Source organism: Luteimonas terrae, assembly GCF_031457535.1.
Classification (GTDB): Bacteria; Pseudomonadota; Gammaproteobacteria; order Xanthomonadales; family Xanthomonadaceae; genus Luteimonas; species Luteimonas terrae_A.
This window is the reverse complement of sequence record NZ_JAVDWO010000011.1, coordinates 33375-60309: the sequence shown is the minus strand read 5'-3', so window position 1 is coordinate 60309 and position 26935 is coordinate 33375. Positions and strand designations below refer to the sequence as shown.

Annotated in this window: 24 protein-coding genes, 1 tRNA gene and 1 pseudogene; 14 read left to right on the top strand and 12 right to left on the bottom strand. The window is 68.2% G+C overall.

Annotation, left to right across the window (positions count from 1 at the left end; all coding sequences use genetic code 11):
- Window positions 1-226 precede the first annotated feature (226 nt).
- Together J2W68_RS13215 and J2W68_RS13210 are read left to right on the top strand one after the other, a co-directional pair.
- Window positions 227-616 (top strand): endonuclease domain-containing protein, encoded by a 390-nt coding sequence (locus tag J2W68_RS13215; protein WP_310236610.1) that lies wholly within the window; start codon window positions 227-229, stop codon window positions 614-616.
- A 260-nt stretch (window positions 617-876) separates the two neighbouring features.
- Window positions 877-2532, top strand: a complete 1656-nt coding sequence (locus J2W68_RS13210) for a S41 family peptidase (protein WP_310236608.1) — start codon at window positions 877-879, stop codon at window positions 2530-2532.
- A gap of 409 nt (window positions 2533-2941) precedes the next feature.
- Here J2W68_RS13210 and J2W68_RS13205 read toward each other — a convergent pair.
- Together J2W68_RS13205 and J2W68_RS13200 are read right to left on the bottom strand one after the other, a co-directional pair.
- Window positions 2942-3018, bottom strand: a tRNA-Arg gene (locus J2W68_RS13205).
- 158 nt (window positions 3019-3176) lie between these two features.
- On the bottom strand, window positions 3177-4343 hold the full coding sequence (locus J2W68_RS13200) for a nucleotide sugar dehydrogenase (protein WP_310236607.1): 1167 nt from the start codon (window positions 4341-4343) through the stop codon (window positions 3177-3179).
- A 203-nt stretch (window positions 4344-4546) separates the two neighbouring features.
- On the opposite strand from J2W68_RS13200, the gene ubiA reads away from it, so the two are divergent.
- On the top strand, window positions 4547-5467 hold the full coding sequence (gene ubiA / locus J2W68_RS13195) for a 4-hydroxybenzoate octaprenyltransferase (protein WP_310236605.1): 921 nt from the start codon (window positions 4547-4549) through the stop codon (window positions 5465-5467).
- Between the two features lie 42 nt (window positions 5468-5509).
- Here ubiA and J2W68_RS13190 read toward each other — a convergent pair whose 3' ends face one another.
- Both J2W68_RS13190 and J2W68_RS13185 read right to left on the bottom strand, forming a co-directional pair.
- Window positions 5510-6001, bottom strand: a complete 492-nt coding sequence (locus J2W68_RS13190) for a SecDF P1 head subdomain-containing protein (RefSeq protein WP_310236604.1) — start codon at window positions 5999-6001, stop codon at window positions 5510-5512.
- 30 nt (window positions 6002-6031) lie between these two features.
- Window positions 6032-6772: a ComF family protein gene (locus tag J2W68_RS13185; RefSeq protein WP_310236602.1), complete on the bottom strand. Its 741-nt coding sequence runs from the start codon at window positions 6770-6772 to the stop codon at window positions 6032-6034.
- 49 nt (window positions 6773-6821) lie between these two features.
- Here J2W68_RS13185 and bioB point away from each other — a divergent pair, with 49 nt between their 5' ends.
- Genes bioB through bioC form a run of 6 tightly spaced genes read left to right on the top strand, consistent with a single transcriptional unit; the run spans window position 6822 to window position 12167 of the window.
- A complete protein-coding gene (gene bioB, locus J2W68_RS13180) occupies window positions 6822-7898 on the top strand; it encodes a biotin synthase BioB (RefSeq protein WP_310236600.1) in 1077 nt (358 codons plus the stop codon).
- Window positions 7895-8257, top strand: a complete 363-nt coding sequence (locus J2W68_RS13175) for a hypothetical protein (protein ID WP_310236598.1) — start codon at window positions 7895-7897, stop codon at window positions 8255-8257. The genes bioB and J2W68_RS13175 overlap by 4 nt, the downstream gene beginning before the upstream one ends.
- A complete protein-coding gene (gene bioF, locus J2W68_RS13170) occupies window positions 8247-9482 on the top strand; it encodes an 8-amino-7-oxononanoate synthase (RefSeq protein ID WP_430539737.1) in 1236 nt (411 codons plus the stop codon). Before J2W68_RS13175 ends, bioF begins: the two co-directional genes overlap by 11 nt.
- Window positions 9479-10483: a multidrug resistance efflux transporter family protein gene (locus tag J2W68_RS13165; RefSeq protein ID WP_310236596.1), complete on the top strand. Its 1005-nt coding sequence runs from the start codon at window positions 9479-9481 to the stop codon at window positions 10481-10483. Before bioF ends, J2W68_RS13165 begins: the two co-directional genes overlap by 4 nt.
- Window positions 10484-10506: 23 nt before the next feature.
- Window positions 10507-11268 (top strand): pimeloyl-ACP methyl ester esterase BioH, encoded by a 762-nt coding sequence (gene bioH, locus J2W68_RS13160; protein ID WP_310236737.1) that lies wholly within the window; start codon window positions 10507-10509, stop codon window positions 11266-11268.
- Window positions 11265-12167 carry a malonyl-ACP O-methyltransferase BioC gene (bioC, locus tag J2W68_RS13155; protein ID WP_310236594.1) on the top strand — a complete coding sequence of 301 codons (903 nt, stop codon included), beginning with the start codon at window positions 11265-11267 and terminating at the stop codon, window positions 12165-12167. The genes bioH and bioC overlap by 4 nt, the downstream gene beginning before the upstream one ends.
- A gap of 37 nt (window positions 12168-12204) precedes the next feature.
- Here bioC and J2W68_RS13150 read toward each other — a convergent pair whose 3' ends face one another.
- The 4 genes from J2W68_RS13150 to J2W68_RS13135 form a co-directional block, all read right to left on the bottom strand.
- Window positions 12205-14247, bottom strand: coding sequence for a TonB-dependent receptor (locus J2W68_RS13150; RefSeq protein WP_310236592.1), 2043 nt, complete (start codon window positions 14245-14247; stop codon window positions 12205-12207).
- A gap of 63 nt (window positions 14248-14310) precedes the next feature.
- Window positions 14311-15570: an ABC transporter permease gene (locus J2W68_RS13145; protein WP_310236590.1), complete on the bottom strand. Its 1260-nt coding sequence runs from the start codon at window positions 15568-15570 to the stop codon at window positions 14311-14313.
- Entirely contained in the window at window positions 15567-17006 is a 1440-nt protein-coding gene (locus tag J2W68_RS13140; RefSeq protein WP_310236588.1) for a DUF3526 domain-containing protein, read from the bottom strand. Before J2W68_RS13140 ends, J2W68_RS13145 begins: the two co-directional genes overlap by 4 nt.
- Window positions 17003-17761, bottom strand: coding sequence for an ABC transporter ATP-binding protein (locus J2W68_RS13135; RefSeq protein WP_430539736.1), 759 nt, complete (start codon window positions 17759-17761; stop codon window positions 17003-17005). Before J2W68_RS13135 ends, J2W68_RS13140 begins: the two co-directional genes overlap by 4 nt.
- A gap of 151 nt (window positions 17762-17912) precedes the next feature.
- Here J2W68_RS13135 and J2W68_RS13130 point away from each other — a divergent pair, with 151 nt between their 5' ends.
- From J2W68_RS13130 to J2W68_RS13120, 3 genes are all read left to right on the top strand, one after another.
- Entirely contained in the window at window positions 17913-18599 is a 687-nt protein-coding gene (locus J2W68_RS13130; RefSeq protein ID WP_310236587.1) for a YitT family protein, read from the top strand.
- A 130-nt stretch (window positions 18600-18729) separates the two neighbouring features.
- A complete protein-coding gene (locus J2W68_RS13125) occupies window positions 18730-19344 on the top strand; it encodes a hypothetical protein (protein WP_310236586.1) in 615 nt (204 codons plus the stop codon).
- Between the two features lie 161 nt (window positions 19345-19505).
- Window positions 19506-19838 carry a hypothetical protein gene (locus tag J2W68_RS13120; protein ID WP_310236584.1) on the top strand — a complete coding sequence of 111 codons (333 nt, stop codon included), beginning with the start codon at window positions 19506-19508 and terminating at the stop codon, window positions 19836-19838.
- A 15-nt stretch (window positions 19839-19853) separates the two neighbouring features.
- On the opposite strand, the pseudogene J2W68_RS13115 reads toward J2W68_RS13120, so the two are convergent.
- The 3 genes and pseudogenes from J2W68_RS13115 to J2W68_RS13105 form a co-directional block, all read right to left on the bottom strand.
- Window positions 19854-20269 (bottom strand): annotated as a pseudogene (locus tag J2W68_RS13115) (ketosteroid isomerase-related protein).
- The gene (locus tag J2W68_RS13110) at window positions 20269-20892 is read right to left on the bottom strand and encodes a YdcF family protein (protein ID WP_430539735.1); all 624 of its coding nucleotides are present in this window, start codon (window positions 20890-20892) and stop codon (window positions 20269-20271) included. The pseudogene J2W68_RS13115 and the gene J2W68_RS13110 overlap by 1 nt, the downstream one beginning before the upstream one ends.
- Before the next feature lie 16 nt (window positions 20893-20908).
- A complete protein-coding gene (locus tag J2W68_RS13105; RefSeq protein ID WP_310236580.1) occupies window positions 20909-21889 on the bottom strand; it encodes a pyridoxal-phosphate dependent enzyme in 981 nt (326 codons plus the stop codon).
- A 1293-nt stretch (window positions 21890-23182) separates the two neighbouring features.
- Between J2W68_RS13105 and mnmG the strand changes: the two genes are divergently transcribed.
- Window positions 23183-25072 carry a tRNA uridine-5-carboxymethylaminomethyl(34) synthesis enzyme MnmG gene (mnmG, locus tag J2W68_RS13100; RefSeq protein WP_310236578.1) on the top strand — a complete coding sequence of 630 codons (1890 nt, stop codon included), beginning with the start codon at window positions 23183-23185 and terminating at the stop codon, window positions 25070-25072.
- Window positions 25073-25161: 89 nt separating this feature from the next.
- Window positions 25162-25581: a hypothetical protein gene (locus tag J2W68_RS13095; RefSeq protein WP_310236576.1), complete on the top strand. Its 420-nt coding sequence runs from the start codon at window positions 25162-25164 to the stop codon at window positions 25579-25581.
- A gap of 27 nt (window positions 25582-25608) precedes the next feature.
- Here J2W68_RS13095 and J2W68_RS13090 read toward each other — a convergent pair whose 3' ends face one another.
- On the bottom strand, window positions 25609-26835 hold the full coding sequence (locus tag J2W68_RS13090) for an acyltransferase family protein (protein WP_310236575.1): 1227 nt from the start codon (window positions 26833-26835) through the stop codon (window positions 25609-25611).
- Window positions 26836-26935: the final 100 nt, after the last annotated feature.

Genomic DNA, 26935 nt, shown 5'->3' with positions numbered 1-26935 from the left:
CGCTGGCGAGCCATTGGCTCGCGCGTCGACGAACGCCCTCGCGTCAGCGCGAGGGCTGGGGTGCGGAGCGGGGGTTGAGGTGAAGGCAGACGCTCGCTGAGACCTGTTTCGGAGCCCGGCGACAGACCCCGCCGCGGCAATCCCCCACAGCTCGATCCCGCCTCCCCCGAGCGAACCCACACCCACGCACCTCAACACTGCAGCCGGATCCCCCGGAGTCCGGCGCATGCATTCCACGCTCGCCAAACTTCAGTTCGCGCGCCAACTCCGCCGCGAATCCACCGATGCCGAACGCCTGCTGTGGTTCCACCTGCGCGATCGACGCCTCGGGGCGAAGTTCAGAAGGCAGCAACCCCTCGGTCCTTTCATCGTCGACTTTCTCAGTGTCGAGGCTAGGCTGATCGTCGAAGTTGACGGCTCCCAGCATCACGAAGCGGCGGATGCCGGCCGTACACGTTTTCTGGAACGCCGCGGCTATCGCGTGCTGCGCTTCTGGAATCACGATGTTCTGGTGCGTACGGAATCCGTGCTCGAAGTCATCCTCGCGAACGTCGCCCTCACCCCAACCCCTCTCCCAGCGGGAGAGGGGCTCAACCGAACCTCCAAATTGCGTTGAGATATCCGTCAGCAGACGCGCTGCAGCGGCCCGCGCGCGAAATCGAGCCCCTCTCCCCTTGGGAGAGGGGTTGGGGTGAGGGCAGCCGATCGCAGTCTTCACACACCGGACGACTTCAAAACGCTCGTCCACGCCCCCACCACCCCACACACCCGCAGAACTGAACATCCTCGCCCGCCTTTAACGCATTCACACACCCTGCCCGCATAATCGATCGACGCGCGACCGCGCGTGTCGCCCGCCTTTCCCCGGAGTCCTGCATGCGCGTGAGTTCACTGACGCTGGCCCTGTCCCTGCTGTTGTCGCCAGCCGCGTTCGCGCAGACTCCGCCGCCCGTCGAGGCGCCAGCCGAGATCCCTAGCGACGCGTCGGAACCCACGCCGCCCGCGAACGCGCCGACCGATCCGCCCTCGGCTGCGGACGACGCCGAAATCCCAGTCGCCGCCAGCGACGATCCCGGCGCCATGGAGCAGGCCTCCAACCGTGTCCCGTTGCAGGAGATCCGCCGTTACGTCGGCGTCTTCAACGCCGTGCGCGAGGCGTATGTGGAGCCGGTTGAAGACCGCAAGCTGATGTCATCCGCAATCCGCGGCCTGCTGCTCGATCTCGACCCGCACAGCGTCTACATGGAGAAGGACACCGCCACCGCGTTCGACGAAGGCACCGAGGGCGCGTACGACGGCATCGGCGTCGAGGTGATGTACCTAGGCGACGGCAGCATGCGCGTCATCGCACCGATCGACGGCACGCCCGCCGAGAAGGCCGGCATCCGCGCGGGCGATGTCATCGTCAGCGTCGATGGCCGCACGCTGACGCCGTCCGACAACAACGGCGCTGGTCCACTGCGCGGTGCGCCTGGGACATCGGTGATGCTCGGCGTGCTGCGCGATGGCGAAACCGCACCGCTGGAGATCCGTGTCGACCGCGAGACCATCCGGGTGGTCAGCGTGCGCGGCCGCATGCTCGAGCCCGGCTACGGCTACATCCGCCTGAGCCAGTTCCAGATGGACACCGCCGCCGACTTCAGCCGCATCGTCGGTGAACTCAAGCAGCAGGCCGGCGGAAGCCTGCGCGGCCTGGTCATCGACCTGCGCAGCAACCCCGGCGGCCTGCTGACCTCCGCGGTCCAGATTGCCGACGACCTTCTCGACAGCGGCAAGATCGTCAGCACCCGCGGCCGCATCCCGATCAGCGATGCCGAATTCAGCGCTACCCCTGGCGATCTGCTGGACGGCGCGCCGGTGATCGCGCTGGTGGACGTGGGCTCGGCCAGCGCTTCCGAAGTGTTGGCTGGCGCCCTGCGCGACAACAACCGCGCCCGCGTCATCGGCAGCCGCACCTTCGGCAAGGGATCGGTGCAGACCGTGCTGCCGCTCGACAACGGCGACTCGGTGAAGCTCACCACCGCCCGCTACTACACGCCGAGCGGTCGCTCCATCCAGGCCCGCGGCATTGACCCCGACACCACCCTGCGCCCCGAGGGCGCGGAGTCGGCCGATCCCAACGCCCCACGCGCCGCCACCGTCTACACCGAAGCCAACCTGCCGGGCCACCTGCAGGGCGATGAAGAAGACGGCTCCACCGGCGGTGAGGCCTTGCCCGGCGACGGCCCGATCAACGCCGCACTGGCCGAACTGAAAAAGCCGTGGGTGCCGACCGCCCAGGTCCACGCGGAGGACGCACCGCCTGCGGTGGCGCCAGCGCAGGCAACCGAGGCCGCGCCTGCAACAGCCCCCGCGCCGGCAACACAGCCCGCACCGTCGACCGAGCCTGCACCGGAAACGGAGCCCACTGTCGACCCCGCGCCGGAGGCAGAGCCAGCCAGTCCGCCTGACACCTCGACCGATCCGGACGCGCCCGCAACAGAGCCCGCTGCGGCGCCTGAAGCAGTCGAGCCGCCATCACCGACGCGCTGATCGCGATTGCAAAAGCGCGCCGTCGCCCCGGCGCATGCCGGGGCCCAGCGACGCGGCCCAGACGTATTTCACACAGAGAAAGACGACGGACATACGTCCCCGGTCGCCCCAGCGCATGCCGGGGCCCGCCCTGTCGACGTTGATTGAGCGCTGGCCCCAGCAATCACAAACCGACAAAGCGAGAAAAGAACCGGAACTGCTGGATTGCGCCCGACGGCGGGCACCGGATCCTTGAACAAGCGCCCCACCGGGCCCGATCACATCGACGGATGGATCGACCGCGCGCCGCCGCAATCACTGCGCAGGCTCCCCTAGCGACGTGTGACGCCGGGCCAACAGACCTACGGAAAATCCCTGCTGCGAAATGCCCTCGACCGCGGGAAATTCACCGCGCCGAACATCGCAGAAATGGTGCGCCTGGAGGGATTCGAACCCCCGACCAATGGCTTCGGAAGCCACTACTCTATCCGGCTGAGCTACAGGCGCATCGGACACGCCGAGCCGTCGGAACGGGCAGGGCGGTCGCGCATTGTATCGAAACCGGGCATCAGCAGACAGCCACCCCTGCGTATAACGTGCCGAGGCGTAGATCCACCTCCGAGGGCCGCACGGCGAGCGGAGTGCAGAGGTTGCACGCCGGCGCGTCAGTCCCCACCGAATAGGTCGCGGCTGTAGATCTTGTCTCCAACGTCGCGGATCTCTTCGGTCATCCGGTTCGCGAGAATCAGGTCGGCCTGCTGCTTGAACTCGGCGATATCAGTGACAACGCGTGACCTGAAGAAGTCCGGTGTATCGAGTACGGGCTCGTAGACGATCACCTCGATGCCCTTCGCCTTGATCCGCTTCATGACGCCCTGGATGGCGGAGGCGCGGAAGTTGTCGCTGCCGGCTTTCATCACCAGGCGGTAGATGCCGACGACCTTCGGGTTGCGACGCACGATGTCGGCGGCAATGAAATCCTTGCGTGTGGTGTTGGCCGAGACGATCGCCTGGATCAGGTTCTGCGGCACCGCGTCGTAGTTCGCGAGCAGCTGGCGCGTGTCCTTCGGCAGGCAGTAGCCGCCGTAGCCGAAGGAAGGATTGTTGTAGTGATTGCCGATCCGCGGATCGAGGCAGACGCCTTCGATGATCTGACGCGTATCCAGGCCGTGCGTGCAGGCGTAGCTGTCGAGCTCGTTGAAATAGGCGACGCGCATCGCGAGATACGTGTTCGCGAAGAGCTTGATGGCTTCTGCCTCGGTCGATTCGGTGAACATCACCGGCACATCGGATCTGTGCGCGCCTTCGCGCATGAGTTCCGCAAACACGGTGGCGCGTTCCGACCGCTCACCGACGACGATGCGGCTCGGGTAGAGGTTGTCGTGCAGTGCCCGACCTTCGCGCAGGAACTCGGGCGAAAAGATGATGCTGTCCGTTCCGAACATCGCGCGGACGCGCTCCGTGTAACCGACGGGTACGGTCGACTTGATGACCATGGTGGCGTCCGGCTCGATCGCCAGGACGTTGGCGATGACGGCCTCCACGGATCGCGTGTTGAAGGTGTTGGTCGTCGAGTCGTAGTTGGTGGGGGTGGCGATAACTACGTACCGCGCGCCCTTGAACGCTTCAGCCGGGATCAGCGTCGCCCGGAAGTCCAGGTCCTCCCGGGCGAGGTACGCACTGACCTCGGCATCGTCCAATGGAGACCTGCGCTGGTTGAGCATGTCGACACGCATCGGGTCGATGTCCAATGCGACCACCGAATGCTGCTGCGCCAGCAACAGGGCGTTGGAGAGGCCGACGTAGCCGGTGCCCGCAATGGCGATCCGCATGCGCGTGTCCGTTGAGGCTCGCGGTCGATGCTAGGCAGGCAATGTGTCGGCTTCGCGACCAGGTGTGCCAGATGCGGACCGGATCGCCCTCGCTCAAGCGACGAGTATCGGGTGGGCCTACAGCCTGCAGTGATCACCATCCCCGCAGGTCTTGTCAGTGCGCACCGGGCTCTGCCGCCCGGTGCCACTGATATTCTTCCGCCATGCACGACTACGAACGCTTCGCCGAACCCACGGTCCCCCGCTGGCGTGAGCGTCTGCGGCAGTACTGGGCGCTGGTGCGCGGGGATCGGCCGATCGGGTGGTTGCTGCTGTTGTGGCCGACATGGTGGGCCTTGTGGATTGCAGCTGCCGGCGTGCCGCCGTTGTGGACGCTATTCGTGTTCAGTGCCGGTGTCTGGCTGACACGCTCGGCCGGGTGCGTGATCAACGATTACGCCGACCGTTGGCTGGATCCGCATGTCGAACGCACCAAGGACCGGCCGCTCGCCAGCGGCGCGGTGCGTGGGCGCGAGGCCTTGTTGTTGTTCGCGGCGCTGATGCTGGTTGCGTTCGCGCTGGTGCTGACGATGAACCGGCTCACCATCGCGATGAGCGTCGTCGGCGTCTTCCTCGCGGCGAGCTATCCGTATCTCAAGCGTCACACCTATCTGCCGCAGGTGTATCTGGGCATCTCGTTCGGCTGGGCGATTCCGATGGCGTTCGCGGCCGTGCAGGGCGCGGTGCCGCCGATCGGTTGGGTGCTGTTTGTCGCCAACATCTTCTGGACCACGGGCTACGACACCTGGTACGCGATGGTCGATCGCGAGGACGACATCCGCGCCGGGTCGAAGTCGACGGCGATCCTGTTCGGCGATCTTGATCTGGTGGCGCAGGGCGTTCTCTATGCGCTGGCGTTTGCCGCGCTCGCTCTCGTGGGCCGCGAAGCGGCGCTGGGACCGAATTACTGGCTCGGCCTCGGATTGGCCGCGCTGCTCGTCATGTGGGAGTTCATTGTTGCCCGGCACCGCGAGCGCGACGCCTGCTTTCGCGTGTTCCTGCACAACCACTGGGTCGGCATGACGATCTTCGCCGGCATTGCCGCGCATTACGCGCTGCCGCCGGTAACGGCGCTGATGCGCTGAGTGGACCTCTGGACACGTTCCCCGAGGGACGTGACCGCGCCGTCATTCGACCGGTGTGTTCGTCAGCGTGTCCACCATCGCCTGCGCCTGTTGCGCCGAGGCCGTCTGCACCTGGAAACGCTGTCCGACCGGCGCGCCGATGGTCGGCGCCGACACCAAGTGTTCACCGATGACGATGCCCAGCACCTTGCCGACGTTCGCTTCAGTCAGATCCCGCAGCCCTGCGCTGCCGTCCGAGGTCAGCGCAACGTCCACGGTTGGCGTGGCATCCGAATTGACGCTGAGCGATTGGATCTCCGCGCCCGGAATGGTCAGCGCATGCACGAGGTGCACTGTCCTGTCGTCGGATGTCGTCCAGGCGCGCTCGCCAGGCACGGGCGTGTGCGGCGTGCCGGGCTGCACTGGGTCGTATGCGCCGACGTGGAATTCGATGTCGCGGTAGCGCGGGCCATCGGCAACGGGCGTCGCATTCGAGCACGCCGCGATTGCCAGTGTCGCGATGATCAGCAGGGCGCGGAACGCGAGTGAGGGCATGGCGGATTCCTGTGGAAAGTGGAAGGGGATTCAACGGACCCGCGCGCAGACCCACGCATCGACGCGGGCGACTCCGGCGCGCCGCAACGCATGCGCCGCGGCGTGCAGCGTGGCACCAGTGGTCATCACATCGTCGACCAGCACCACATGCGCGGTCGGCGACGTCAGGCCATGCACTGCGAACGCATGACGCAGATTGCGTCGGCGGGCCTTTGCATCAAGCCGCGACTGCGGCGCCGTGGCCCGCACCCGATGCAGCAGGTCGTCGCGTAACGGCAGCGCATGTCGACGCGCCAGGATGCGCGCGAGTTCCAGGGCCTGATCGTAACCGCGCTCCCGCAGTCGCGCGATGTGCAACGGCACCGGGATGAGTGCATCAGGGCGGGTCGCAGTTGACGTCGCGTGCGCAAGACAGTCGCCCAGCAGCGCGCCGGCAGCGAGATCGCGGTGGAACTTGAAACGCGGCAGCAGCCGGTCGACGGGAAAGCCGTAATCGAAGGCGGCAATCACCGCATCCAGTGGCGGCGGTCGACGCAGACAGGCACCGCAGAGCGGGTCATTCGTGGGCAACGGCTGTGCGCAGCGGGCACAGGCATGCGGCATCCACGGCAACGCCGCGGTGCACGGCAGACAGAGGTCGCGGCCCGCCGCGCCCGGCTCGCGGCAGACCAGGCAGCGACCGGGCAGGGCGCCGTGTAGCAGGTTGCGCAGCCATCGCCGCCACCCGCCGTCAACCGGGCCGGATGGATTCTGGTTGACAGCGTCGGGCATGCTTTCCAGACTGCCGGGCTTGTCCCGCCGTCACCGTCGGTAGATCGCCATGTCCGTTGTCAGCCACGCCCGCGAAGCCGCCGGCCAGCCCATTCCCCTTCGCCACGACTGGTCGCGCAGCGAGATCGAAGCGCTGTTCGCGCTGCCGATGCCCGAGCTGCTGTTCCGCGCTGCCAGCGTGCACCGCCAGCATTTCGACCCGGCGGAGGTCCAGGTCAGCACGCTGTTGTCGGTCAAGACCGGCGGCTGCCCCGAGGACTGCAGCTACTGCCCCCAGGCGCAGCGCTACCACACCGGCGTGCAGGCGACGAAGCTGATGGAGACCGACGCGGTGCTGGAGAAGGCGCGTCAGGCCAAGGCCGCGGGCGCCACGCGCTTCTGCATGGGCGCGGCCTGGCGCTCGCCCAAGGATCGCGATGTGCCGAAGGTCGCAGCGATGATCCGCGAGGTGAAAGCGCTGGGTCTGGAGACCTGCGCGACGCTCGGCATGCTGACCGGCGACCAGGCGCGCGCGCTGAAAGACGCCGGCCTCGACTACTACAACCACAATCTGGACACCGATCCCGAGTTCTACGATTCCATCATCCAGACCCGTGAGATCCAGGACCGTCTGACCACGCTCGAACACGTGCGCGATGCGGGCCTCAAGACCTGCTGCGGCGGCATCGTCGGCATGGGCGAAACCGGGCGCCAGCGCGCCGGTCTGCTGCGCACGCTGGCGAACCTGCCATCGCATCCGGACTCGGTGCCGATCAACCGTCTGGTGCAGGTTGAAGGCACGCCGCTGCACGGCACCGAGGAAATCGACCCGTTCGACTTCGTCCGCACGATCGCGGTCGCGCGCATCCTGATGCCGCGCTCGATGGTGCGGCTGTCGGCCGGCCGTCAGGACATGAGCGACGAACTGCAGGCGATGTGTTTCCTCGCCGGCGCCAATTCGATCTTCTACGGCGAGCAGCTGCTGACCACCGGCAACCCGGATACCGAACGCGACATGGCACTGTTCGCGCGCCTGGGCCTGCGGCCGATGCAGGTGCACGTGGATGCCGAGCATCACGATCACCCCGGCACGGCCCACGTCGACATCATCGAACTGCCGCAGCATCCGCGGAGCTTCGCTGCATGATCCCGTGGTTCGCCTGGGCCTACCTGGTGCTGCTGGCGCTGGTGGGGCTGAGCGGATTCGCGCTGACCGTGCGCGATGGCCAGTCGAAGCTGCTGGCCATCGCCCGGTTGGCCGCTGTCGGCGTCCTGATGTGGGGCGTCGTTCTGTTCTTCCGCGACGCAGTCGCGCATGTGCTGTTCGCCGGCGCGCTGTTCGTGGCGGTGCTGCTGCTCGCGCACAAGAGCGTGTCCGATGCGCAGGACGCCACGCGCATGCAGCTCGACCGCTCGGCCCGCATCGGCGTGGCGATAAACGGTCTGGTCGTGTTGCCCGCGATCGCGATGGGCGCGCTGGCGATCTGGGCCGGCCGTGGCGCCTGAGCGGCCCGATCTGCGCACGCGTGCGCGGGACGCGCGCGAAGCCCGCACGCTGGCGCAGGCGCGTCGCGTGCGGCGCACGGTCGCGCGTCGCGACGGCTTACGTTGCGAAATCCTCGACGGCTCGGGCGCAGGGCGCTGGCTGCTGAACTTCTGCGGCAACGACTACCTCGGCCTCGCGTCGCACTTCCAGGTCTCCGGCGCGCTGCAGGACGCCGCCGCGCTGCATGGCACCGGCAGCGGCGGCTCGCATCTGGTCAGCGGTCATCACGCCCTGCACGACGCGCTGGAACGCGAGATCGCCGACTGGTTGCAGGTGCCGGCGGCGCTGCTGCTGGGCAGTGGCTTCACTGCGAACCTCGCCGTGCTGCAGGGCCTGCTCGGCGACGGCGATGCCTGCGTGCAGGATCGCCTGAACCACGCCAGCTTGATCGACGCCGCGCGGCTGGCCGGCTGTCGCTTGCGCCGCTATCCGCACGCCGATGCACAGGGCGCGTTGCGCCAGTTGCGCACCTTGCCCAATGGCGCGGCAGTGCTCGCGACAGATGGGGTCTTCAGCATGGACGGCGATGTCGCGCCGCTGCGCGAACTGGCGATCGTCGCGCGCGTGCAGCAGGCACTGTTCTACGTCGACGATGCGCACGGCATCGGCGTACTCGGGCCCGAGGGGCGCGGCAGCGTGGCCGATGCACGGCTCGGCATCGACGCGGTGCCGTTGCAGCTGGTCACGCTGGGCAAGGCGCTCGGCGGCTGCGGCGCGGTACTGGCCGGCGATGCGGATCTGATCGGCCATCTCGCCGAGACCGCACGGCCCTACATCTACACGACTGCATTGCCACCCGCGGTCGCCGGCGCCGCGCTGGCCGCGGTGCGGATCGCACGCCATGAACACTGGCGCCGCGAACGCCTGGCCGCGCTGGTGCAGCGCTTCCGCATGCGCGCGCAGCATCGTGGTCTGGACCTGATGCCGTCCGATACGCCCATCCAGCCGCTGCGCTGCGGCGACAACGCGACCGCGCTGGCGATGTCGCGCGAACTGGATGCGGCGGGTTTCTGGGTCGCGGCCATCCGCCCACCCACCGTGCCCGAAGGCCAGGCGCGCCTACGCGTGACTCTGAGCGCCGCGCACGCCGATGCCGATGTCGATGCGCTGGTCGATGCACTCGCCGCCGCGCGCGATGCGCTGCCGCCCGTGCCTGCGGTCACGCGGGCCATCTCCACGCCATGACCGACCCGCAACACGACGCCCGCCGCGCACTGCTCGCGGTCGGGATCGCCCTCGTTTCCGCGCTGTTCTTCACCCTGACCTACGTGCTCAATCGCGCGAGTGCGAGCGGCGGTGGCCATTGGGCGTGGACGGCGTGTCTGCGCTACTTCATCACCCTGCCGCTGTTGCTGCCGTTGATGCCGCTGCAGGGCGGGGCGGGGCCGGTGCTGCGCGCAATCGCCGCGCATCCGTGTGCATGGCTGCGCTGCAGCGCGATCGGCTTTCTGCTGTTCTATTGCATGCTCTCGTTCGCGGCATCCAGCGGTCCTGCGTGGCTGGTCGCCGGCAGTTTCCAGTTCACCGTGATCGCCGGCATGTTGTGCGCGCCGCTGCTGTATCGCGATGCGCGCCGGCGTATTCCGCCCGCGGCGCTCGGCATCGCCGCGGCGATTCTCGTCGGCGTGCTGCTGATGCAGTTCGGTCACGGCGGTCCCGGTCTGGATGCCGCCGGCTGGATCGCATTGGCCTGCGTGCTGACCGCAGCGGTGGCATACCCACTCGGCAATCGCCTGTTGCTGCTGCATCTCGAACGTACCGGTGAAGATCTCAACGCGACCCAGCGCGTGTTCGGACTCACGCTCGCCAGCCAGCCGCTGTGGCTGCTGGTCGCGGCGTTCGCCTGGCATGAAGCCGGCACGCCGTCGATGTCGCAGGTGTGGCTGGCGGCGGGCGTGGCGCTGAGCGCGGGCGTGATCGCGACCATCCTGTTCTTCCAGGCGACCGGCATGGTCCGCAACAACCCGGTGGCGCTGGGCGCGGCCGAGGCGATGCAGGCCGCCGAGCTGCTGTTTGCGGCGCTGCTCGGTGCGCTGTTCCTGCAGGAGGCGTGGCCGCAGGGGCGCGCGTTGATTGGTGCGGTGGTGGTGACGCTGGGCATCGTGGCATTCGCGATCGTCGTCGCACGACCCGCGGCCGGCAGTGCGCGTCGCATCAAGGCATTGCGTGGAGACAAGGGCGCATGAACACATTGGACAATCCGCATGGCCTGCACATCGAAGTGGCGGGCGAGGGCGCGCCGCTGGTGCTGCTGCATGGCTGGGCGATGCACGGCGGCGTCTTCGCGCCCTTGGTCGAACGCCTGCGTGCGCAGCGCACCTTGTATCTGGTCGATCTGCCGGGCCATGGCCTGAGCCGTGACAGCACGTTGCCGCTGGCGATCGCGCCGGTCGTCGACGCACTGGTCGACCTGCTGCCGCCCGCGCCCTGGCTCGGCTGGTCGCTCGGCGGACTGTTCGCCTTGCACGCGGCAGCGCTGCATCCCGATCGCGTACCCGCGCTCGTCATGCTGTGCGCCAGCCCGCGCTTCGTGCGTGGCAACGACTGGTCGCACGGCATGTCACCGGAGGTCTTCCGCGACTTCGCCACCGGCCTGCGCAGTGATTACCGCGGCACGCTGGACCGCTTCATCGCGCTGGAAGCCTTCGGTTCCGACGATGCCCGCGGCGAACTGCGCGCGCTGCGCGCCGAGGTGTTCGCGCGCGGCGAGCCGGCCGGGCACGTGCTTGCCGACGGCCTCGGTCTGCTCGAAACCGTGGACCTGCGTGCGCGGCTGTCGACCCTCGCAGTGCCGAGTCTGTGGATGTCCGGTCGACGCGATCGTCTAGTCGATCCGCGCGCGATGCAGGCCGCCGCCGCGCAGGCACCCGAAGCCGTCGCCCAGACCATCGACCATGCCGGCCACGCGCCATTCCTGACCCACGCCGACGCGGTCGCCGCGCGGCTGCACGAGTTCCTCATCGCACCATGAAACCGATCTTCGATCCCCGCCAGGTCCGCCGTGCGTTCTCGCGCGCGTCGACGAGCTACGCCGCCACCGCCGCGCTGCAACGCGACGTGGAAGCGCAGTTGCTGGAATCGCTCGAGTATCTCGACGACCGCGTGCCGGGCGTCGTGCTCGACGTCGGCAGCGGCCCGGCGCATGCGGCGCTCGCCATGCGCCAGCGTTGGCCGAAATCGCGCATCGTCGCGGTCGATCTCTCCCTGTCGATGCTGCAGCAGGCGCCCGTGCGCACGGGTTGGCGCGACCGTCTCGGCCTGCAGAAGCCCGTCGACCGCGTCTGCGCCGACCTGCGCCTGCTGCCCTTCGCCGACAACAGCGTCGACGTGCTGTTCTCCAATCTGTGCCTGCAATGGGTGGAAGACCTGCCGTCGGCGTTCGCCGGCTTCCGCCGCGTGCTCAAGCCCGATGGCCTGCTGCTGGTGTCGACCTTCGGGCCACAGACGCTGATCGAACTGCGCGAGTCCTTCGGCGTCGCCGATGCGCAGCCGCATGTCAGCCCGTTCGCGTCGATCGCCGAATTCGGCGATGCGCTGATGCGCGCAGGCTTCCGCAATCCCGTCGTCGACCGCGACGTGGCCGTGCACTGGCATCCGAACATGACCGCCTTGATGCGCGAGCAGCGCGCGATCGGCGCGACCAACGCACTCGCCGATCGCCGCCGCGCCCTCACCGGCCGCGCCCGCTTCGCCGCCGCCGCCGCGCACTACGAACAGTTCCGCACGCCCGAAGGCCTACCCGCGAGCTGGGAGTGGATCACCGCGATGGCCTGGTCGCCGCCGCACGGCGCGCCGATCCGAGAAGGTGCGGAAGAACTGGCGCGCTTCGATGCTGGGTCGATTCCGGTGCGGCGACGCAGGAGCGATTGAGGGCCGCCGTTACGATCACCGGCGCCCCTTGGCTGCGCTACATCCGCACGCTGAACGACACGAACGCCGTCCGGCCCGGCGCGGGCGAGAACATCGGCTGGGCGTCGTCCCAGAAAAAGCTGTCGTACCAGGCGTAGGCGTACTCGCGCCCGGTTACGTTCTTGATCTGGACGTCGACCCGCATGCGTGGATTGAGCTGGTACTTCGCGCTCAGGTCGAGCACCGCGAACTTGCCGAACTTTTCGGTCACGTTGCGCTCTTCGAGGTAGTAATCCCCCTGCGCGCGCGCCTGCAGACCGAGCGCGAGTGCGTCGCTGGCCTGGTAGTCCACGCCGAGGTTGCTGATCGTGCGCGGCGTCGCGGCAACCTCGTTGCCTTCGATCGACAGCCCGGCCGCGCGGCCGTCGCGTTCGATCTTCGCTTCCTGATAGGCGTGCGAGGCCCACAGCGTCCAGTCCTCGCCCAGACGCGCGTCGAACTGCGCATCCACGCCGCGGCGGCGTGTCTTGCCCAGCACCACGGTCGTGCCGGTGGCCGGCATGTTGGAGACTTCGTTCTCCGCATCCTGCTGCCACACCGCGATACGCGCCTGGCTGCCGGCGAATGGACTGAACTTGACGCCCGTTTCCATCCCGGTGTTGGTCGAGGGACGCATCCCCATCTGGCCGGGCGTGAGGTAGGCGGGCGCGGTGGAGCCGGTGAGCACCTGGAACGTGCGGCCCCAGTTGGCGTAGACATTGGTGTCGGGCGACAGCGCATAGACCACGCTGAGTTTGGGCTGGCCGATGGTGCCGTAGTCCTGCAGTGGTGCACGCACGCCGCCCGGCAGCTGCGTGGCGCCATCGAAGCGGTCCACGCGGTAGGCGGGCACGATCTTCAGCGCATCGACCGGCTGGTAGATCGCCTGCACGTAGCCGCCGACGTTGTCGAAGGTGTGGAAGTCGTCGTTCTGCACGCGGGCCGGCGGCGCGTTGAAATCGGTCGGCTCGACATAGTTGAAGCGCTCGCGGACATAGCCGTTGTGCTGCTGCTCGTAGTTGGCGCCGCTCTCGAGGGTGAGTGTGTCGCTGGCCACCCAGGTCAGCGTGGCGAGCATGCCGGTCTGTTTTTCGTCCCAGACGCGGCGCTGCCGCGGCGCGTTGCCGGTGGGCAGGTCGCTGAAGGTGACCCGGCGGTCGTCCTCGTAGCGGCTGTAGTAGAACTTGGTTCCGAACGCGACGTTGTCCGCGAGCTTGAGATCCATGTGCAGGCCGATCTGGCGCATGTCTCGGTCGTCGCCATCGTTCGCGTTGCGCCGCTCGGAGCGGCGCCGGTCGGCGGCCAGTTCCCCGGCGGTCATGAAGCCGGGCTCCTCGGCTTTCTGCTTGTAGGCGCGCGCAGTCAGGCCGATGCGCATGCCGTCGTCGAGGCTGCCGTAGAACCACTTGCCACCCAGCGAATACTTCTCGGACGCGTCGTGATCGCGATACCCGTCCGATGCCTGCACGCCGATGAAGTAGTTCTGCGCGAAGTCGCCGTGTTCGCGTCCCACCGCGATCTGCGCCTCGCGCGTGTCGAAGCTGCCGTAGGTCAGTCGCGCATCGGTGTAGTCGCCGCCCTGGCGCGTGCCGAAGTTGATGTTGCCGCCGATGTTGTGCAGGCCGTAACGCGGATCGTTGGTGCCGCGCACGACTTCGATGTAGTCGATCTCCAGCGGGAACAGCATGTCGATGAAGCGCTGGTTGCCGCTGTTGACGTTGCTCGGAATGCCGTCGATCAGCGTCTTGATCGCGTTGAGATAGCCCTCGCCATTGAACGCGCGGAAGCTGACCTTGCCGGACTCGGCGCCCTGGCGCGTTTCGGTGAGCTGCATGCCGGGCATCTGCCCCAGCAGTTCCCAGCTTTGCGTCACCGTCTTGTCTTCAATCTGTTCGGCGCCGAGCACATCGACCGAAGTCAGGACTTCGTGGGCGGTCAGCTGGCCGCGGGTCTGGTGCACGTGCACGGTGCCCATCGTGGTTGCAGCGTTCTGGGACTGTGCCTGGACGGTGGAGGCGGCGAGGACGGCGAGAACGCCGACGGCGAGCGAGTGGACTTTCATGGGGATGGGACTCGTGGGGAAACCGGCGCAGTGCGCCAGCGAAAGGGGGCAGGCAGGTGCGGGTCAGCGCGACCCGGGCGGGAACGTGGGCGCCTTCCCGTAGTCGTCCGCAGTGAACGGACGATCGTGGAAGAGGTAGCCGTAATAGAAGTGCCGCAGTTGTGCGTGGTAGGCGCGGATGCGGTCCTGATAAGCGAGATGGGCGGCCATATCGGTGCCCGCCCATCGCGTCAGCAGCGCCTGCATGCCCACGGGCGGCAGCAGCCAGCCGAGACGGCTGGCCGCGGCCGAGCGGCGTTCGATGCCGCCGCGGTAGGCGGCGGCCTGTGCGGCGACGCTGTCGTCGCCATTCTGGTGAAAGGCGAGGTACCACTTGTAATGGAAGTCGTCGCCCAGGGGCGATGAGTCCTGCCACTGTGGATAGTTCGCGTAGAAACGCTGCATCGTGTCGTCGCGCGGAATATCCCAGGCTTGGTTCACGGCTTCGCGCTGGGCGCGGGCGATCTCGGCGCCCTGCTCCACCGGGATCGCCCGTTCGATCGCCACATGCGAAAGCGCCGGCAGCACCAGCGCGATCGCCGCCCACACGGTGACCAGCGTCGCTGCATTGGTCGACGACGATCTGCCGCGCCACGCGACGAGCAGCGCCACGCCGATCCAGAACGCGGTGTAGCCGACGGTCAGCGCGGCGACGGCTGCGATCAGGCCGGCCGACACGCCCTGCTGCAGCGCGACGACGATGAAGGGCGGCAACACGCATGCCAGCAGGGCGCCGCCGCGGACGACCACGCGTCGCGCGTAGATGCGCCCAAGCGGAGACGGCATTGCGCGCAGCATCCGTTCGCGACCGGATTCGGCTTCCGCCGAACGCAAATCGTGGAACAGCACGATGACGAACACCGGCAACAGGAACGTCAGCAGAAACGCGAAGTCGAAACGGCCGGCCAGTGCGAGCTCGGGATTGAAGGTGTCGCCATCGTGGATCTGCGCCTCCAGCCCCAGTGCGCGGATGCGGAGGATGTAGGGCGTGACATCGCGCATGCCCACGGCCGCGAATGCGAGTGGCGACGGCGCGTTCCAGGTGGGATGGAAGGTGTAGTAGGCGGCATTGCCCGCATCGGTCGAGTCGCCGTGCCCGGCGATGACGGCGGCCAGATCGGTCTGCTGGAGTGCGGGAATGCGGGCGATCGCCTCGCGCTGGCTGTCCATGCGCTGGACGCCCGACACCAGACTCGCGACGACCAGCAGCGCCAGCAGTGCGAGACCGGCCACGGCGACGCGCGCGCGCAACAGCAGCCGTATCTCATAGCGCCAGATGTTCATCGGGCGCCTCCGAGCCGGCGTGTCGCCAGCGCCAGCAGACCGCACGCGGCCAGCAACCACGTCAGCAGGACCGCAGCGGCAGGCAGCATCGCCCGCAGCAGGTGCGACGCGGACCCGGGCACGAACACGAATTCCGGAATGTCCTTCCAGCGCGCGCTGTCCACGCGCTTGCGCCGGTCCGCGTCGGCATCCCTGGCGGTGTCGTCGGCGTAGCGCACGCCGTCGGCCTGCAACTGGTTGAGTTGCTGCACCATCGTGTAGCGGTGCGCCTCGGCCTGTTCGAGGAAGCGCAGATGCGAGGACAGGTCGGTCGCGGCGGCGGCCATCGAGAGCTGGCGCAACCCAATCGCGGGGCTGAGTACGCCGAACAGCGCGACACGCCCGTTCTGCCGGTGCTGGATCGTCGCGCTGCGTTCCGCGTAGGCATCGAAGAGTCCCGAGGTCAGGCGCTCGCCCTCGACGGCGACCAGGCCCCGGTAGTTCACCGGCAGGTCTTCGATGCGGTCGACGCCGTAGCGCTCGAGCACGCTGCGCTTGAAGTCGGAGAAGTAGGGATCCCCGGGATCGTGGCTGTCGCCGATCTTGCGAAGGTCGGCGGCGATGCCGACGTCTGTCTGCAGACGGTCGGGCAGCGGGAACGCCGCATAGGCGGCATCCGTCGCCAGACGCGGCACCAGCAGCGCGGCGACGGCCCAGATGCCGACCAGCGCAAGCAGGGCATCGCGACGGCGACCGGACAGGGCCGACAGCGCGGCGATCAAGACACACCACAGGGAGAGGTACGCGGCGTACGCCAGCACCAGTCCGACCGCCACCGGCGCCGATGCACCGGGCTTGGCCGCCATGAGCGCCAGTCCGACGCAGGCCGGCAGCATGAAGAGCCCCGCGATGAGCGCCAGCGCGGCGAGCTTGCCGGCGACGATGTCGCGCAGTCGCGCGCCCTGCAGCATCAGTTGCCGCAAGGTGCCGCGTTCGCGCTCCTGCGCGAGTACGCCGTGGCCCAGGACGATCAGCACCAGCGGCGCGAGGATCTGCAGCACGAACGCAGGGGTGAGCTGGCCGAACCGCGTCAGTACCGAGCCCTGCATCACGTCGCCGAAATTCGCGGTGTTCTGGCGATGGCCCTCCAGGAACATGCTGCTGCCGGTGAACGGGTCGACGCCGGCATCGAAGGCGGCGAGCGCCGAGGGCAGGCGGTAGACGAAGTGGCCGTAATGGACCACCCGGTGCGGGTGCCGATCGGGTTGCGCTTCGAACGCCGCCTGCGCGGCCAGCTGCTGGCGCTCCCGGTACTCCGCCGCGCTGGACATGTGGTGCAGCGACACCACCGTGGCGACCGTGGCCAGCATCGTCAGCAGCGCGATGCCGGCAGTGGCGGTGCGGGTGCGCGCCATCGCACGCAATTCGTTGCGCATCACGGCAAGCACGACACTCATGCCGCGCGGACCCGTCCGGAGAAATGCGCATGCAGCGCCGGCAGGTCGAACTGCGCGCGCGCGACCTCGTGGACGATGCGTCCGTGATCCAGCACGCCGATGCGATCGGCCACTTCGACCGCACCGAGCAGATCGTGGGTCACCATCAGCACCGTCGCGCCGCGTGCGCGGACCGATTCGAGCAGGACGTGGAAGTCGGCGCTGGCGCCCGGGTCGAGGCCGGAGGTGGGCTCGTCGAGCAGCAGCAGCGGCACTTCGCGCATCGATGCGATGGCAATCGCCACTTTCTGGCGCATGCCCTTGGAGAACCCCGCCAGCCGCTGCGTCCATGCCGACTCCTGCAGCCCGGCCGCGTGCAGGGCATCGCGGATCGCGGCCGCGTCGGTGCGCCTGCCTGCGAGCGACAGCAGGTAGTCGGCGTTCTCGAGCGCGGAGAGGTGGTCGTAGAGCGCCACGTTCTCGGGCAGATAAGCCAGGCGGGCGCGGGCCTGTTCGGGCGAGGCGGCGGGGTCGATGCCGGCGACGCGCACCGTGCCCGACGAGGGCGCGAGGAAGCCCAGCAGCACGGACAGCGTGGTGGACTTGCCGGCGCCGTTGCCGCCCAGCAGCGCGTAGATGGTGCCGGGCTCGACCTGCAGATCGAGCTCGGACAACACCGGCCTGCCGGAGAAGGCCACGGAGAGCGCGCGGATGTCGACGACAGCGGTGGAAGACGTCAAGGCGAAGCCCTCGAAAACGGGCGCGCACTTTATCATGTAATAACATTACATTTCTGCCAGCCGAGCCGGTTGTTTGGCTGCGGGCGGGACCGCCCCGGCCGGCTTGGTGGCGCCGCTATCGGCTCACAGCCACGCCCCATTCGACCCGGTCGGTTATGCTGCAACGCAACAATTGCCACTTGCGCCCGTGTCCGCCATCCACGTCAAACCGTCCCAGCCCGATCCCCACGACGCAGCCGAAGCCGCCGCTGCCGTCGCCGTCGCCGCACCGGAGGCGTCCCCGCAGCGGCATACGCTGGTCGAGGACGTGCAGGGGCTGGTGCTGGCCAGCCTCGTCGGCGCCCTGGGCATGTCGATCCTGGCCACAGGGGGCCTGCTGGTCGGCGGCATTGCCGGGGTATCGCTGCTGGTGCACTACGCAACCGGCTGGAACTTCGGTCTGCTGTTCGTGCTGATCAACCTGCCGTTCTACTGGATCGCGGTGCGGCGCATGGGCTGGGAGTTCACCCTCAAGACGTTCCTCGCCGTCGGCGTGACCGGCTTCGTCGCCGACGCCATTCCGCGCTGGGCGCCGTTCGAGTCGATGAGTCCGGCGTTCTCGGCGATCTTCGGCGGTGCGCTGGTCGGCATGGGCATCCTGTCCTTCATCCGCCATCGCGCGAGCCTCGGCGGGGTGGGCATCGTCGTCGTCTGGTTGCAGCGCAGCCGCGGCTGGAGCGCGGGCAAGTTGCAGATGGGGTTCGACACCGTGCTGATGCTGGTCGCGCTCGCGATCGTGCCGCCGGTGCAGGTCCTGTATTCGGCGCTCGGCGTGCTGGTGCTCAACCTCGTGCTCCTGTTCAACCACCGGCCCGGACGCTACATGGGCGCGTGATGCGCACCGCGCGCGTTGCCAAGGGTGCGTGGCGCGGATCGATGCCGCTGCATCGCGCGCCCGATGGATGTTCAGGCGTGCGCCCCTAGACTCGCTCGAATCGACCCTGCCGGTCCATGGAAGCCCTGCGATGCGCCGAATCGTGATCACGCCCCTGCTGTGTCTCGCCCTCGCCGCACCGGGCATCGCGTCCGCCCAGCAGTATGAGATCGACCTATCGCGTCTCGACCCGGCCGCAGTGCTGTCGACCGGCAGCGACGTGTTGCGACGTGCGTCCTCACAGTCGGTCGACGAGCTGTTCCAGGCCGTGCTGCACGCCTCCCGCGAGCCGAAGGAATCACGCGCGCTGTGCGCGCTGTTCGAACCCGATGCACGTCGCGATCTCGCGGCGTTCCAGCGCACCGTGGACACGCTGGGTCCGGCCAGTCGCAACCGCTTCGCAAACGCCTTCACCAACGTTGCAGTGAGTGGCCTGCAGGGCCAGCCGCAGACCTACGATCCTGCAGTCGCGCAGCAGGTACTTCGATCCGCGGCGATCACCGCCACGCTGCTGCACGACGGTTTCATGCTCGGCCTGACCTCGACCGACACGGATGAGGCCAGTCGTCAGGCGCGCTGCCGCTCGTTCCGGCAGGTGGTCGACGTGCTCAAGGACCAGCCGCAACCGCAACGCGTGCTGGCGACGCGTTGGCTGCTCAACGAGGGATTGACCCTGGTGGCGGACGAGCAGCGGCCGGCCGGTTGAATCCAGGCGTCGTGACATGCGCGGCCGGCGTCACCGTGCAGCCGATCCCGAACGCGTAGATTGACCACTCTCCGCAGCAGGCCTGTTGAGGCGCTTGGGTTCGAAGCGTCGTGGGGCTGGGCCTGACTGCATTCCACGCTGATCCGGCTTGTCCGGCCTTGATGGCCGGTCTGATCGATCGTGCCCGCGTCGTCGCGGGTATTCGCGTTCGTGCACGGCCTTTAGAAGGCGGCTGCATCATGCAGGACCCAACCCCCTCCACGTCCCGTCCCAGGCGGGCACGTTCGCCGAAGCAGGTGGTGAACGATCTGCTCACCCAGCTGCGGCTGCGCGACCTTGCCGATGCGCGGACGTTCGAATGGACGGTCGATGTGCGCGGTATGACCGACGAGGCGCTTGCGCGGACGCTCGCGCTGCTGGCGCAGCAAGGTTATGCGGCCGAATACACACCGAACGACATCCCCGGTTTCGCGCACTTCATCCTGCGCTGGTGAAGCGCGTCGCGACGCTCAGCCGACCTGCGTCAGCCAGTCTTCGAGGTTGTAGTAGTTCGTGACGCGCGCGATGCGACCGTCGCGGATGTCGAAGAATGCCCGCCCGGCAATACGTAACGCTGGCCATTCGCCGGCGGCAGCCCGGTGTCGTCGGCGACGTATTCACCATGCACCACGTACTCGGCGGCGGCGCGCGCGCCGTCGACTGACGCCATCACAACGATGTCCGCCAGCCGTTCGCGATAACTCGCGTCCATGCGTTGTATGAAAGCGACGAACGCGTCGCGTCCGGTTTCCCGTGCCCCCTGGTTGAGGTCGTGCACGACGTCATCGGTCAGCAGCGCGAGCATCGCGGCGCGGTCGCCGGCATTGAACGCGGCGTAGTAGTCGTGCACCAGCTGCAGCGCGGTGGCCTGCGCGGTCTCGGTCATCAGGGACGTCTCTGTCGGGCCGCGTCCCACAGGTCGCGATGGAAGAAGTACACCTCGCGCAGCAGGAACTCGCGCTGGGTGCGGAACGTGCGGAAGCGGGTGGACGGCGTGGGCGAACCGAGGGCGTCGATCCCCAGCCGCTTGCTGGCGCGCAGTGCGCGGGCCATGTGCAGTGGATCGCTGACGATGATCACGCGGTGCAGGTCGTGGTCCTGCAGCAGGCGCCGGGTTTCGACCAGATTCTCGAGCGTCGTACGCGAGCGCGATTCGATCAGGATCGCCGCCTCGGGGATGTCCTGGCGCAGCGCGTAGCGGCGCGCGACCTGCGATTCGGAGAAGCGCGCCTTCGCGCCGCCGTAGCCACCGGTGAAGATCAGGGTCTTCGCATGACCGGCGCGATAGAGATCGAGACCATGATCGATACGCGCCTCGAACACCGGCGACGGTTGCGCATCGTAGGCGGCAGCGCCGAGTACGACGATGGCGTCGGCCGGGCCGGCCTCGTCGCGATTGCCGACGTGCATGATCCACGCCGCCACGCCCAGCAGCCAGATGGCCAGCAGCAACACCAGCCAGAACACGAGACGGAAGAAGCGGCGCATGGGGCCGCGTTTGCGTGTCATGGCAGATGCGCGCCCGTCATGACTGCCACGGCAGGCGATCCGGATCGACGTTGCCGCCGCTGAGCACCAGGCCGACGCGCAGACCGGCGAACCGCGAACGGTTCGCGAGCACCGCCGCCAGCGTGATCGCCGACGACGGCTCGACCAGCTGCTTCATGTGGACCGCGATCCGCCGCATGGCCGCGACGGTGTCGGCGTCCTCGACGTCGATGACCTCGACCGGCGTGCCGTCGGCACTGCGATGCGCGTGCAGGATCGCGAAGTTCGGCTCGCCCAGCAGGCCGCGCAACCCGTCGCAGACCGTCCTGGGCACGAGATCGCCGACGCGCGCGCCGGCCTGCAGCGAGCGCAGGGTGTCGTCGGCACCGCGCGGTTCGGCCAGCACCAGGCGGGTGGCCGGTGAGGCGTATTGCAGCGCCAGCGCCGTGCCCGATGCCAGCCCGCCGCCGCCGACCGGCACCACCAGCACATCGAGCGGGCCCGCCGCATGCAGCAACTCCAGCGCCGCGGTGCCCTGACCGGCGATCACGTCGCGATGCGTGTATGGGTGGATCAGCGTCGCGCCGGTCTGCACGCGCAATCGTTCGCAGGCTGCCTCGCGGGCGGCGAGCGTCGGCGCGCAGTGGTGCAGGACGGCGCCATAGCCGGCGATCGCCGCGAGTTTCGCTGCGACCGCGCCGTCGGGCACCACGACGTGGCAGACCAGGCTGCGGGCTGCGGCGGCAAGCGCCAGTGCAGCGCCATGATTGCCCGAGGAATGGGTCACGACGCCGCGCGCGGCGGCTTCATCGCCCAGCGACCAGACCGCATTGCTGGCGCCGCGGAACTTGAATGCGCCCGCGCGCTGCAAATGTTCAGCCTTGAAATGCAGTTCGCAGCCCGCGGCAGCATCGAGCGTGCGGGCCCGCAGCACCGGCGTCAGATGTGCGTGGCCGGCAATGCGCGCGGATGCGGCCAGCACATCGTCCGGCGTCGGCAGGGAAATCGGATCCGTCATGCCGCAAGCGTAACGGAGCGCTCGACGGGATTCACGAACGGACCGCAGGATGAAGCGACCCGCAGGCGATTGGAACGCTTAAGGGCCGATTCAATGCCGCGGGTGGATGGTGGACTCCTGATCGACAGGGGTGGACCGACATGATCCGCAAGGCTTTTCTGCTCGTTGCCTGCATGACGCTGGCGGGTTGTGCCACCTACGGCTATCGCGGCGGCAGCGGCGACTACTACTACGGCTCGCCCGGGACCACCTATCGCCACTACGGTGCGCCCTACGGCAGCCTCGGTTACGGGCGCGGTTACGGCTTGTATGGCGGCGCGGGATATGGCGTGCCTTACGGCCGCTACGACGCCTGGAATCGCTATCCCTACGGCTACGGCGGTGGTTATTACCGCCCGCCACCGGTGATCGTGCGACCGGTGTATCCGGGCCGTCCGGGTGGTCATCGGCCGGGTCGTCCACCCTACGAGCATGCCCGTCCCGAGCGGCCGGACCGGCCCGGGCGTCCGGGCTGGGGGGATGGCCGGCCGGATCGTCCCGGTATCGGTCGTCCAGACCGCCCGGATCGCCCGGGGATCGGCCGACCTGATCGGCCGGATCGTCCCGGCGTCGGCCGGCCCGGTAGACCGGGTGCCGGTGTCGGAGATCGCCCGCCGGGCCGCGGTGACGCGGATCGTCCCGGCCGCCCCGGCGGCGGCTGGGGTGGACGCCCGCCTCGCGGTGAGGGACAGGCACGCCCCGATTCGCGCCCCGGCGGCCAGCGCCCGGGACGTCCTGAAGGCCAGTCGCGTCCCGCGATCCAGCGTCCGCCACAGGCGACGCCTGTCAGCCGTCCGCCGGTCCGGACCGAGTCCCGTCCAAGCCCCCGCAGTGAAAGAAGGACTCCGGTCACACACCGGGAAGTGGAGCCAATTTAAGGCTTGCACTGGGTGAGACGCGGGAGGAAGCTTGCCCCTGAGTGACCGGTCGCGTCGGTTTCCGACGTAAACGTCACACCAGTTGTCGACTCCCGGCGGGGAATACCGGATCCCCCCTGTTCCGTCTCCGCCGGGTGTCGGCTCTTGATCCGCGCTGCCACAGCGCCGGCCACGAGCCTAAAAAGATGGGGCCGGATGTCCCCCGACATCCGGCCCCGTGCTTCCCCGCAGCGTACTTGGCCAGCCCTGTTCCAATTCCGGCCGCGCCCCCCTTTCAGACGCTTGCCGCCGCGGGTGCGCCGTAAAGCACGCAGAAACTGTGCCAACTCTGGCGCACTGACTGCCGCGCGCGACGAACTCGCGGATAATCCTCGCCATGTCCAACGACTTCCACAGCTACGACGTCATCGTCGTCGGCGGCGGCCACGCCGGCACCGAAGCTGCGCTCGCGTCCGCGCGCGCCGGCGCCCGCACGCTGCTGCTGACCCACAACGTCGAGACCATCGGCGTGATGAGCTGCAACCCGGCGATCGGCGGTATCGGCAAGGGTCACCTGGTCCGCGAGATCGACGCGCTCGGCGGCGTGATGGCCCGCGCGGCCGACGCTGCGGGCATCCAGTGGCGCCGGCTCAACGCATCCAAGGGTCCGGCCGTGCGCGCAACGCGCTGCCAGGCCGACCGCAATCTGTATCGCGCGTTCGTGCGCCGCGCCGTCGAGGCGCAGCCGAACCTGACGATCTTCCAGTCCGCGGTCGATGACCTGGTCATCGAGGGCGATGCCGTGCGCGGCGTCATCACCCAGACCGGCCTGCGTTTCGACGCGCCGGCCGTGGTGCTCACCGCGGGTACGTTTCTCGCCGGGCGGATCCACATCGGCGAGGCCCAGTCCGCGGGTGGGCGCGCAGGCGATCCGCCTGCAGCGACCCTCGCGGCCCGCTTGCGCGAGCGCCCGTTCGTTGTCGACCGTCTGAAGACCGGCACGCCGCCGCGCATCGACGGCCGCACGCTCGACTACGCCGCGATGACGATCCAGCCCGGTGACGATCCGCGCCCTGTATTTTCCTTCATGGGCACGCGCGACGATCATCCGCGCCAGGTGCCGTGCTGGATCACCCGCACCACCGAACGCACGCACGAGATCATCCGTGGCGCGCTGCACCGCTCGCCGATGTACTCGGGCCAGATCGAAGGCATCGGCCCGCGTTACTGCCCGTCGATCGAAGACAAGGTGGTGCGCTTCGCCGACAAGGACAGCCATCAGATCTTCGTCGAGCCCGAAGGTCTCGATGTCGCCGAGATCTATCCCAACGGCATCTCGACATCGCTGCCGTTCGATGTGCAGCTCGCGCTGGTGCGCAGCATCGTCGGCTTCGAGAACGCGCATATCACCCGCGCCGGCTACGCGATCGAATACGACTTCTTCGACCCGCGCGGGCTGAAACACACGCTGGAGACACGCGCGGTCGCGGGCCTGTATTTCGCCGGCCAGATCAACGGCACCACCGGCTACGAGGAAGCCGCGGCGCAGGGACTGCTCGCTGGCGTCAACGCCGCGCGCCAGGTGCGTGGCCTCGATGCCTGGAGCCCGCGCCGCGACCAGGCCTACATCGGCGTGCTGGTCGACGACCTGATCACGCATGGCACCAAAGAGCCCTACCGCATGTTCACCAGCCGCGCCGAATACCGGCTGCAGCTGCGCGAGGACAACGCGGATCTGCGGCTGACCGAAGCCGGGCGCATGCTTGGCCTCGTCGACGACGCGCGCTGGGCGCGCTTTGACGCCAAGCGCGAAGCCGTCGAGCGCGAAACCGCGCGCCTGCGTGGCCTGTGGGCGTCACCGCAGAATGCGATCGGCCGCGACGCGGTGGCGACACTGGGCATCGAACTGCGCCGCGAAAGCAACGGCATCGACCTGTTGCGTCGTCCCGAACTCGGCTACGCCGAGCTGATGCGCGTCGAGGCGATCGGCCCGGGTGTCGAAGAAGCCGATGTGGCCGAACAGGTGGAGATCGAGGCCAAATATTCCGGCTATCTGGAGCGCCAGCGCGTCGAGATCGAACGCCAGCAGCGCCAGGAAACTACCGCGATTGCCGAGAGCTTCGACTACGCACAGGTCCGCGGGCTGTCTGCCGAACTCGCGCAGAAGCTCACGCAGGTGCGGCCGCTGACCGTCGGCCAGGCCCAGCGCATTCCGGGCATGACGCCTGCCGCGATTTCGCTGCTGCTGGTGCATCTGGAACGCGCGCGGCGCACGCGCGCGGCCTGAGTGCACGAAACGGCGTCAACGACGCGGTGATGCGTGCACATTGGCGATCGCAGTCGCGTCGCCGTACGCGAGCACACCGCGATCATCCGGTGTTCCGCACCGCTGTGGTCTGGTACGAACTTCGACTGCGCAGGGCGACAGGAATGACGAACAGACCCGTACTTTTCGGCGCGTGCATCTCCGCCATTCTCGGCATCGCGTACTGGGCGGCGGTGTCCGGGATGTTGGGCGGCGGCGAACCCTGGGATGCCGACGCGTTCTGGACGCTGGTGTATCCGGGCGCGCTGCTGCTGTCCGCAATCCTCGGCGTCGCGATGCCCATGCGGGCCTGGCTCTGGGGCCTGATCGCCGTCTTCGTCCAGGTGCTGGTCGTGATCGCGGTATCGGGCGCGGCTCCATTGCTGCTGGCAGGCGTGCTGTATGCGGCGGTGCTGTCGATTCCGGCAGCGCTGGTCTCCGGTGCCGCCGGTTGGATCCGGCGCCGCATGCACGGCGTGGCGCCTCACTGAGGCAACGTGCGCTTTCGCCAGCGATGCTCAGGGGACGCGCAACGCCACCGACTCCGCTTCATTCAGACGGGCTGTTGGCTGCATGCGCGCGCGCATCGGCAGCCCGAACAGCGGACGCAGCCAACCGATGCGGCGGATCAGCAGTTCGTGGATCAACACGCAACCGGTAATGGTGATCGCGAGGACCAGCAGCGGTTCCCACAGCGCCCCGAGGTGCAACGGGATCAACCAGTAGGCAGCGAGCACGATCAGGCTCTGGTGCAGGATGTACCAGGGATACACCGCTTCGCTGGCGTAGCGCAGCCACGTGGAGGGCCGGTCTAACAGTCGCGCGCTCCATGCCAACAACGCGAGGAGTGCGGTCCACCAGTAGACGGTCTGGATAACCCGCACCACCGTACGCCAAGCGTCCAGCGGCATCAGTTCGAGATAGGCAGCGTCGGGAAGCCAGGCGCCCATCGCCCGTAGCCCGAGATACAGCGCACCAGAACCTACAGCGAGCCAAAGCAGCCGGACGCGCTTGTGGAGCAGCGCCGACCAAAACGGATCGCTGCGCGCGACGAGCAGGCCGAACGCGAACACCACGAAGTACCGCGCGTGGTTGAACCAGTCGCCGACCAGCGCATGCGTCGACGGAAACCGGGGATCGAGCACCCACAGTGCGAACAGGTACCACAGCGGCGGCACCGTCCACAGCAGCCAGCGGCCGCGCGTCGTCAGCCAGCCGGCGAAACGCCCGCCGCCGATCGCGCGCAACACCGCCAAGGCCAGCAACACGAGCAGCGTGTAGAGCCAGAGGTACGGCAGATACCAGAGATGATTCCAGGTGAAGCCGTACTCGGCACCGGTGAACGTGCCGGCCGGCCACGGCCGCAGCTGCAGGTAACGCAGCAGGGAGCTACCGAAGCCGGCGTCGTACGTTCCGAGCATCCGCGCTTCGCACCAGGCCTGCACCGGCACGATCAGGGCGATGCCGAACGCCAGCGGCAACAACAGGCGCCAACTTCGGTTGCCGATCAGACGCGCAGGTGACTTCCGTATCAGCACCAGCCCCAGCGCGATGCCCGCCAGCAGGAACAGCAGCGACATCCGCCAGCGGTTGACCAGCACCATCGGCCATTCGACCCAGGCCAGCAGTGTCGGGCTCTTGATGTGGAAGCCCCAGTCGACCACGTAGACCATGCCCACGTGATAGAGAATCAGCAGGGCGAATGCGATCACGCGCAGTGCGTCGATGTCATGGCGTCGGTTCATGCAAAGCCGGGTACTTGAGAAGCCGCCACAGTGCCGGGGCGCAGGGCCGCGCAGTACGTGCGGGGGCCTCGTGGCGCGGGTCAAGGGACGAACCGTATGC

Coding starts and splice junctions, on each gene's coding strand:
- J2W68_RS13105 (WP_310236580.1), bottom strand. CDS start 21,889: ATGACGGATCCGATTTCCCTGCCGACGCCGGACGATGTGCTGGCCGCA.
- J2W68_RS13175 (WP_310236598.1), top strand. CDS start 7,895: ATGATCCCGTGGTTCGCCTGGGCCTACCTGGTGCTGCTGGCGCTGGTG.
- J2W68_RS13135 (WP_430539736.1), bottom strand. CDS start 17,761: ATGATAAAGTGCGCGCCCGTTTTCGAGGGCTTCGCCTTGACGTCTTCC.
- J2W68_RS13185 (WP_310236602.1), bottom strand. CDS start 6,772: ATGCCCGACGCTGTCAACCAGAATCCATCCGGCCCGGTTGACGGCGGG.
- J2W68_RS13210 (WP_310236608.1), top strand. CDS start 877: ATGCGCGTGAGTTCACTGACGCTGGCCCTGTCCCTGCTGTTGTCGCCA.
- bioB (WP_310236600.1), top strand. CDS start 6,822: ATGTCCGTTGTCAGCCACGCCCGCGAAGCCGCCGGCCAGCCCATTCCC.
- bioC (WP_310236594.1), top strand. CDS start 11,265: ATGAAACCGATCTTCGATCCCCGCCAGGTCCGCCGTGCGTTCTCGCGC.
- ubiA (WP_310236605.1), top strand. CDS start 4,547: ATGCACGACTACGAACGCTTCGCCGAACCCACGGTCCCCCGCTGGCGT.
- J2W68_RS13200 (WP_310236607.1), bottom strand. CDS start 4,343: ATGCGGATCGCCATTGCGGGCACCGGCTACGTCGGCCTCTCCAACGCC.
- J2W68_RS13165 (WP_310236596.1), top strand. CDS start 9,479: ATGACCGACCCGCAACACGACGCCCGCCGCGCACTGCTCGCGGTCGGG.
- J2W68_RS13090 (WP_310236575.1), bottom strand. CDS start 26,835: ATGAACCGACGCCATGACATCGACGCACTGCGCGTGATCGCATTCGCC.
- J2W68_RS13145 (WP_310236590.1), bottom strand. CDS start 15,570: ATGAACATCTGGCGCTATGAGATACGGCTGCTGTTGCGCGCGCGCGTC.
- J2W68_RS13125 (WP_310236586.1), top strand. CDS start 18,730: ATGCGCCGAATCGTGATCACGCCCCTGCTGTGTCTCGCCCTCGCCGCA.
- J2W68_RS13120 (WP_310236584.1), top strand. CDS start 19,506: ATGGCCGGTCTGATCGATCGTGCCCGCGTCGTCGCGGGTATTCGCGTT.
- J2W68_RS13110 (WP_430539735.1), bottom strand. CDS start 20,892: ATGACACGCAAACGCGGCCCCATGCGCCGCTTCTTCCGTCTCGTGTTC.
- J2W68_RS13190 (WP_310236604.1), bottom strand. CDS start 6,001: ATGCCCTCACTCGCGTTCCGCGCCCTGCTGATCATCGCGACACTGGCA.
- J2W68_RS13140 (WP_310236588.1), bottom strand. CDS start 17,006: ATGAGTGTCGTGCTTGCCGTGATGCGCAACGAATTGCGTGCGATGGCG.
- J2W68_RS13215 (WP_310236610.1), top strand. CDS start 227: ATGCATTCCACGCTCGCCAAACTTCAGTTCGCGCGCCAACTCCGCCGC.
- mnmG (WP_310236578.1), top strand. CDS start 23,183: ATGTCCAACGACTTCCACAGCTACGACGTCATCGTCGTCGGCGGCGGC.
- J2W68_RS13150 (WP_310236592.1), bottom strand. CDS start 14,247: ATGAAAGTCCACTCGCTCGCCGTCGGCGTTCTCGCCGTCCTCGCCGCC.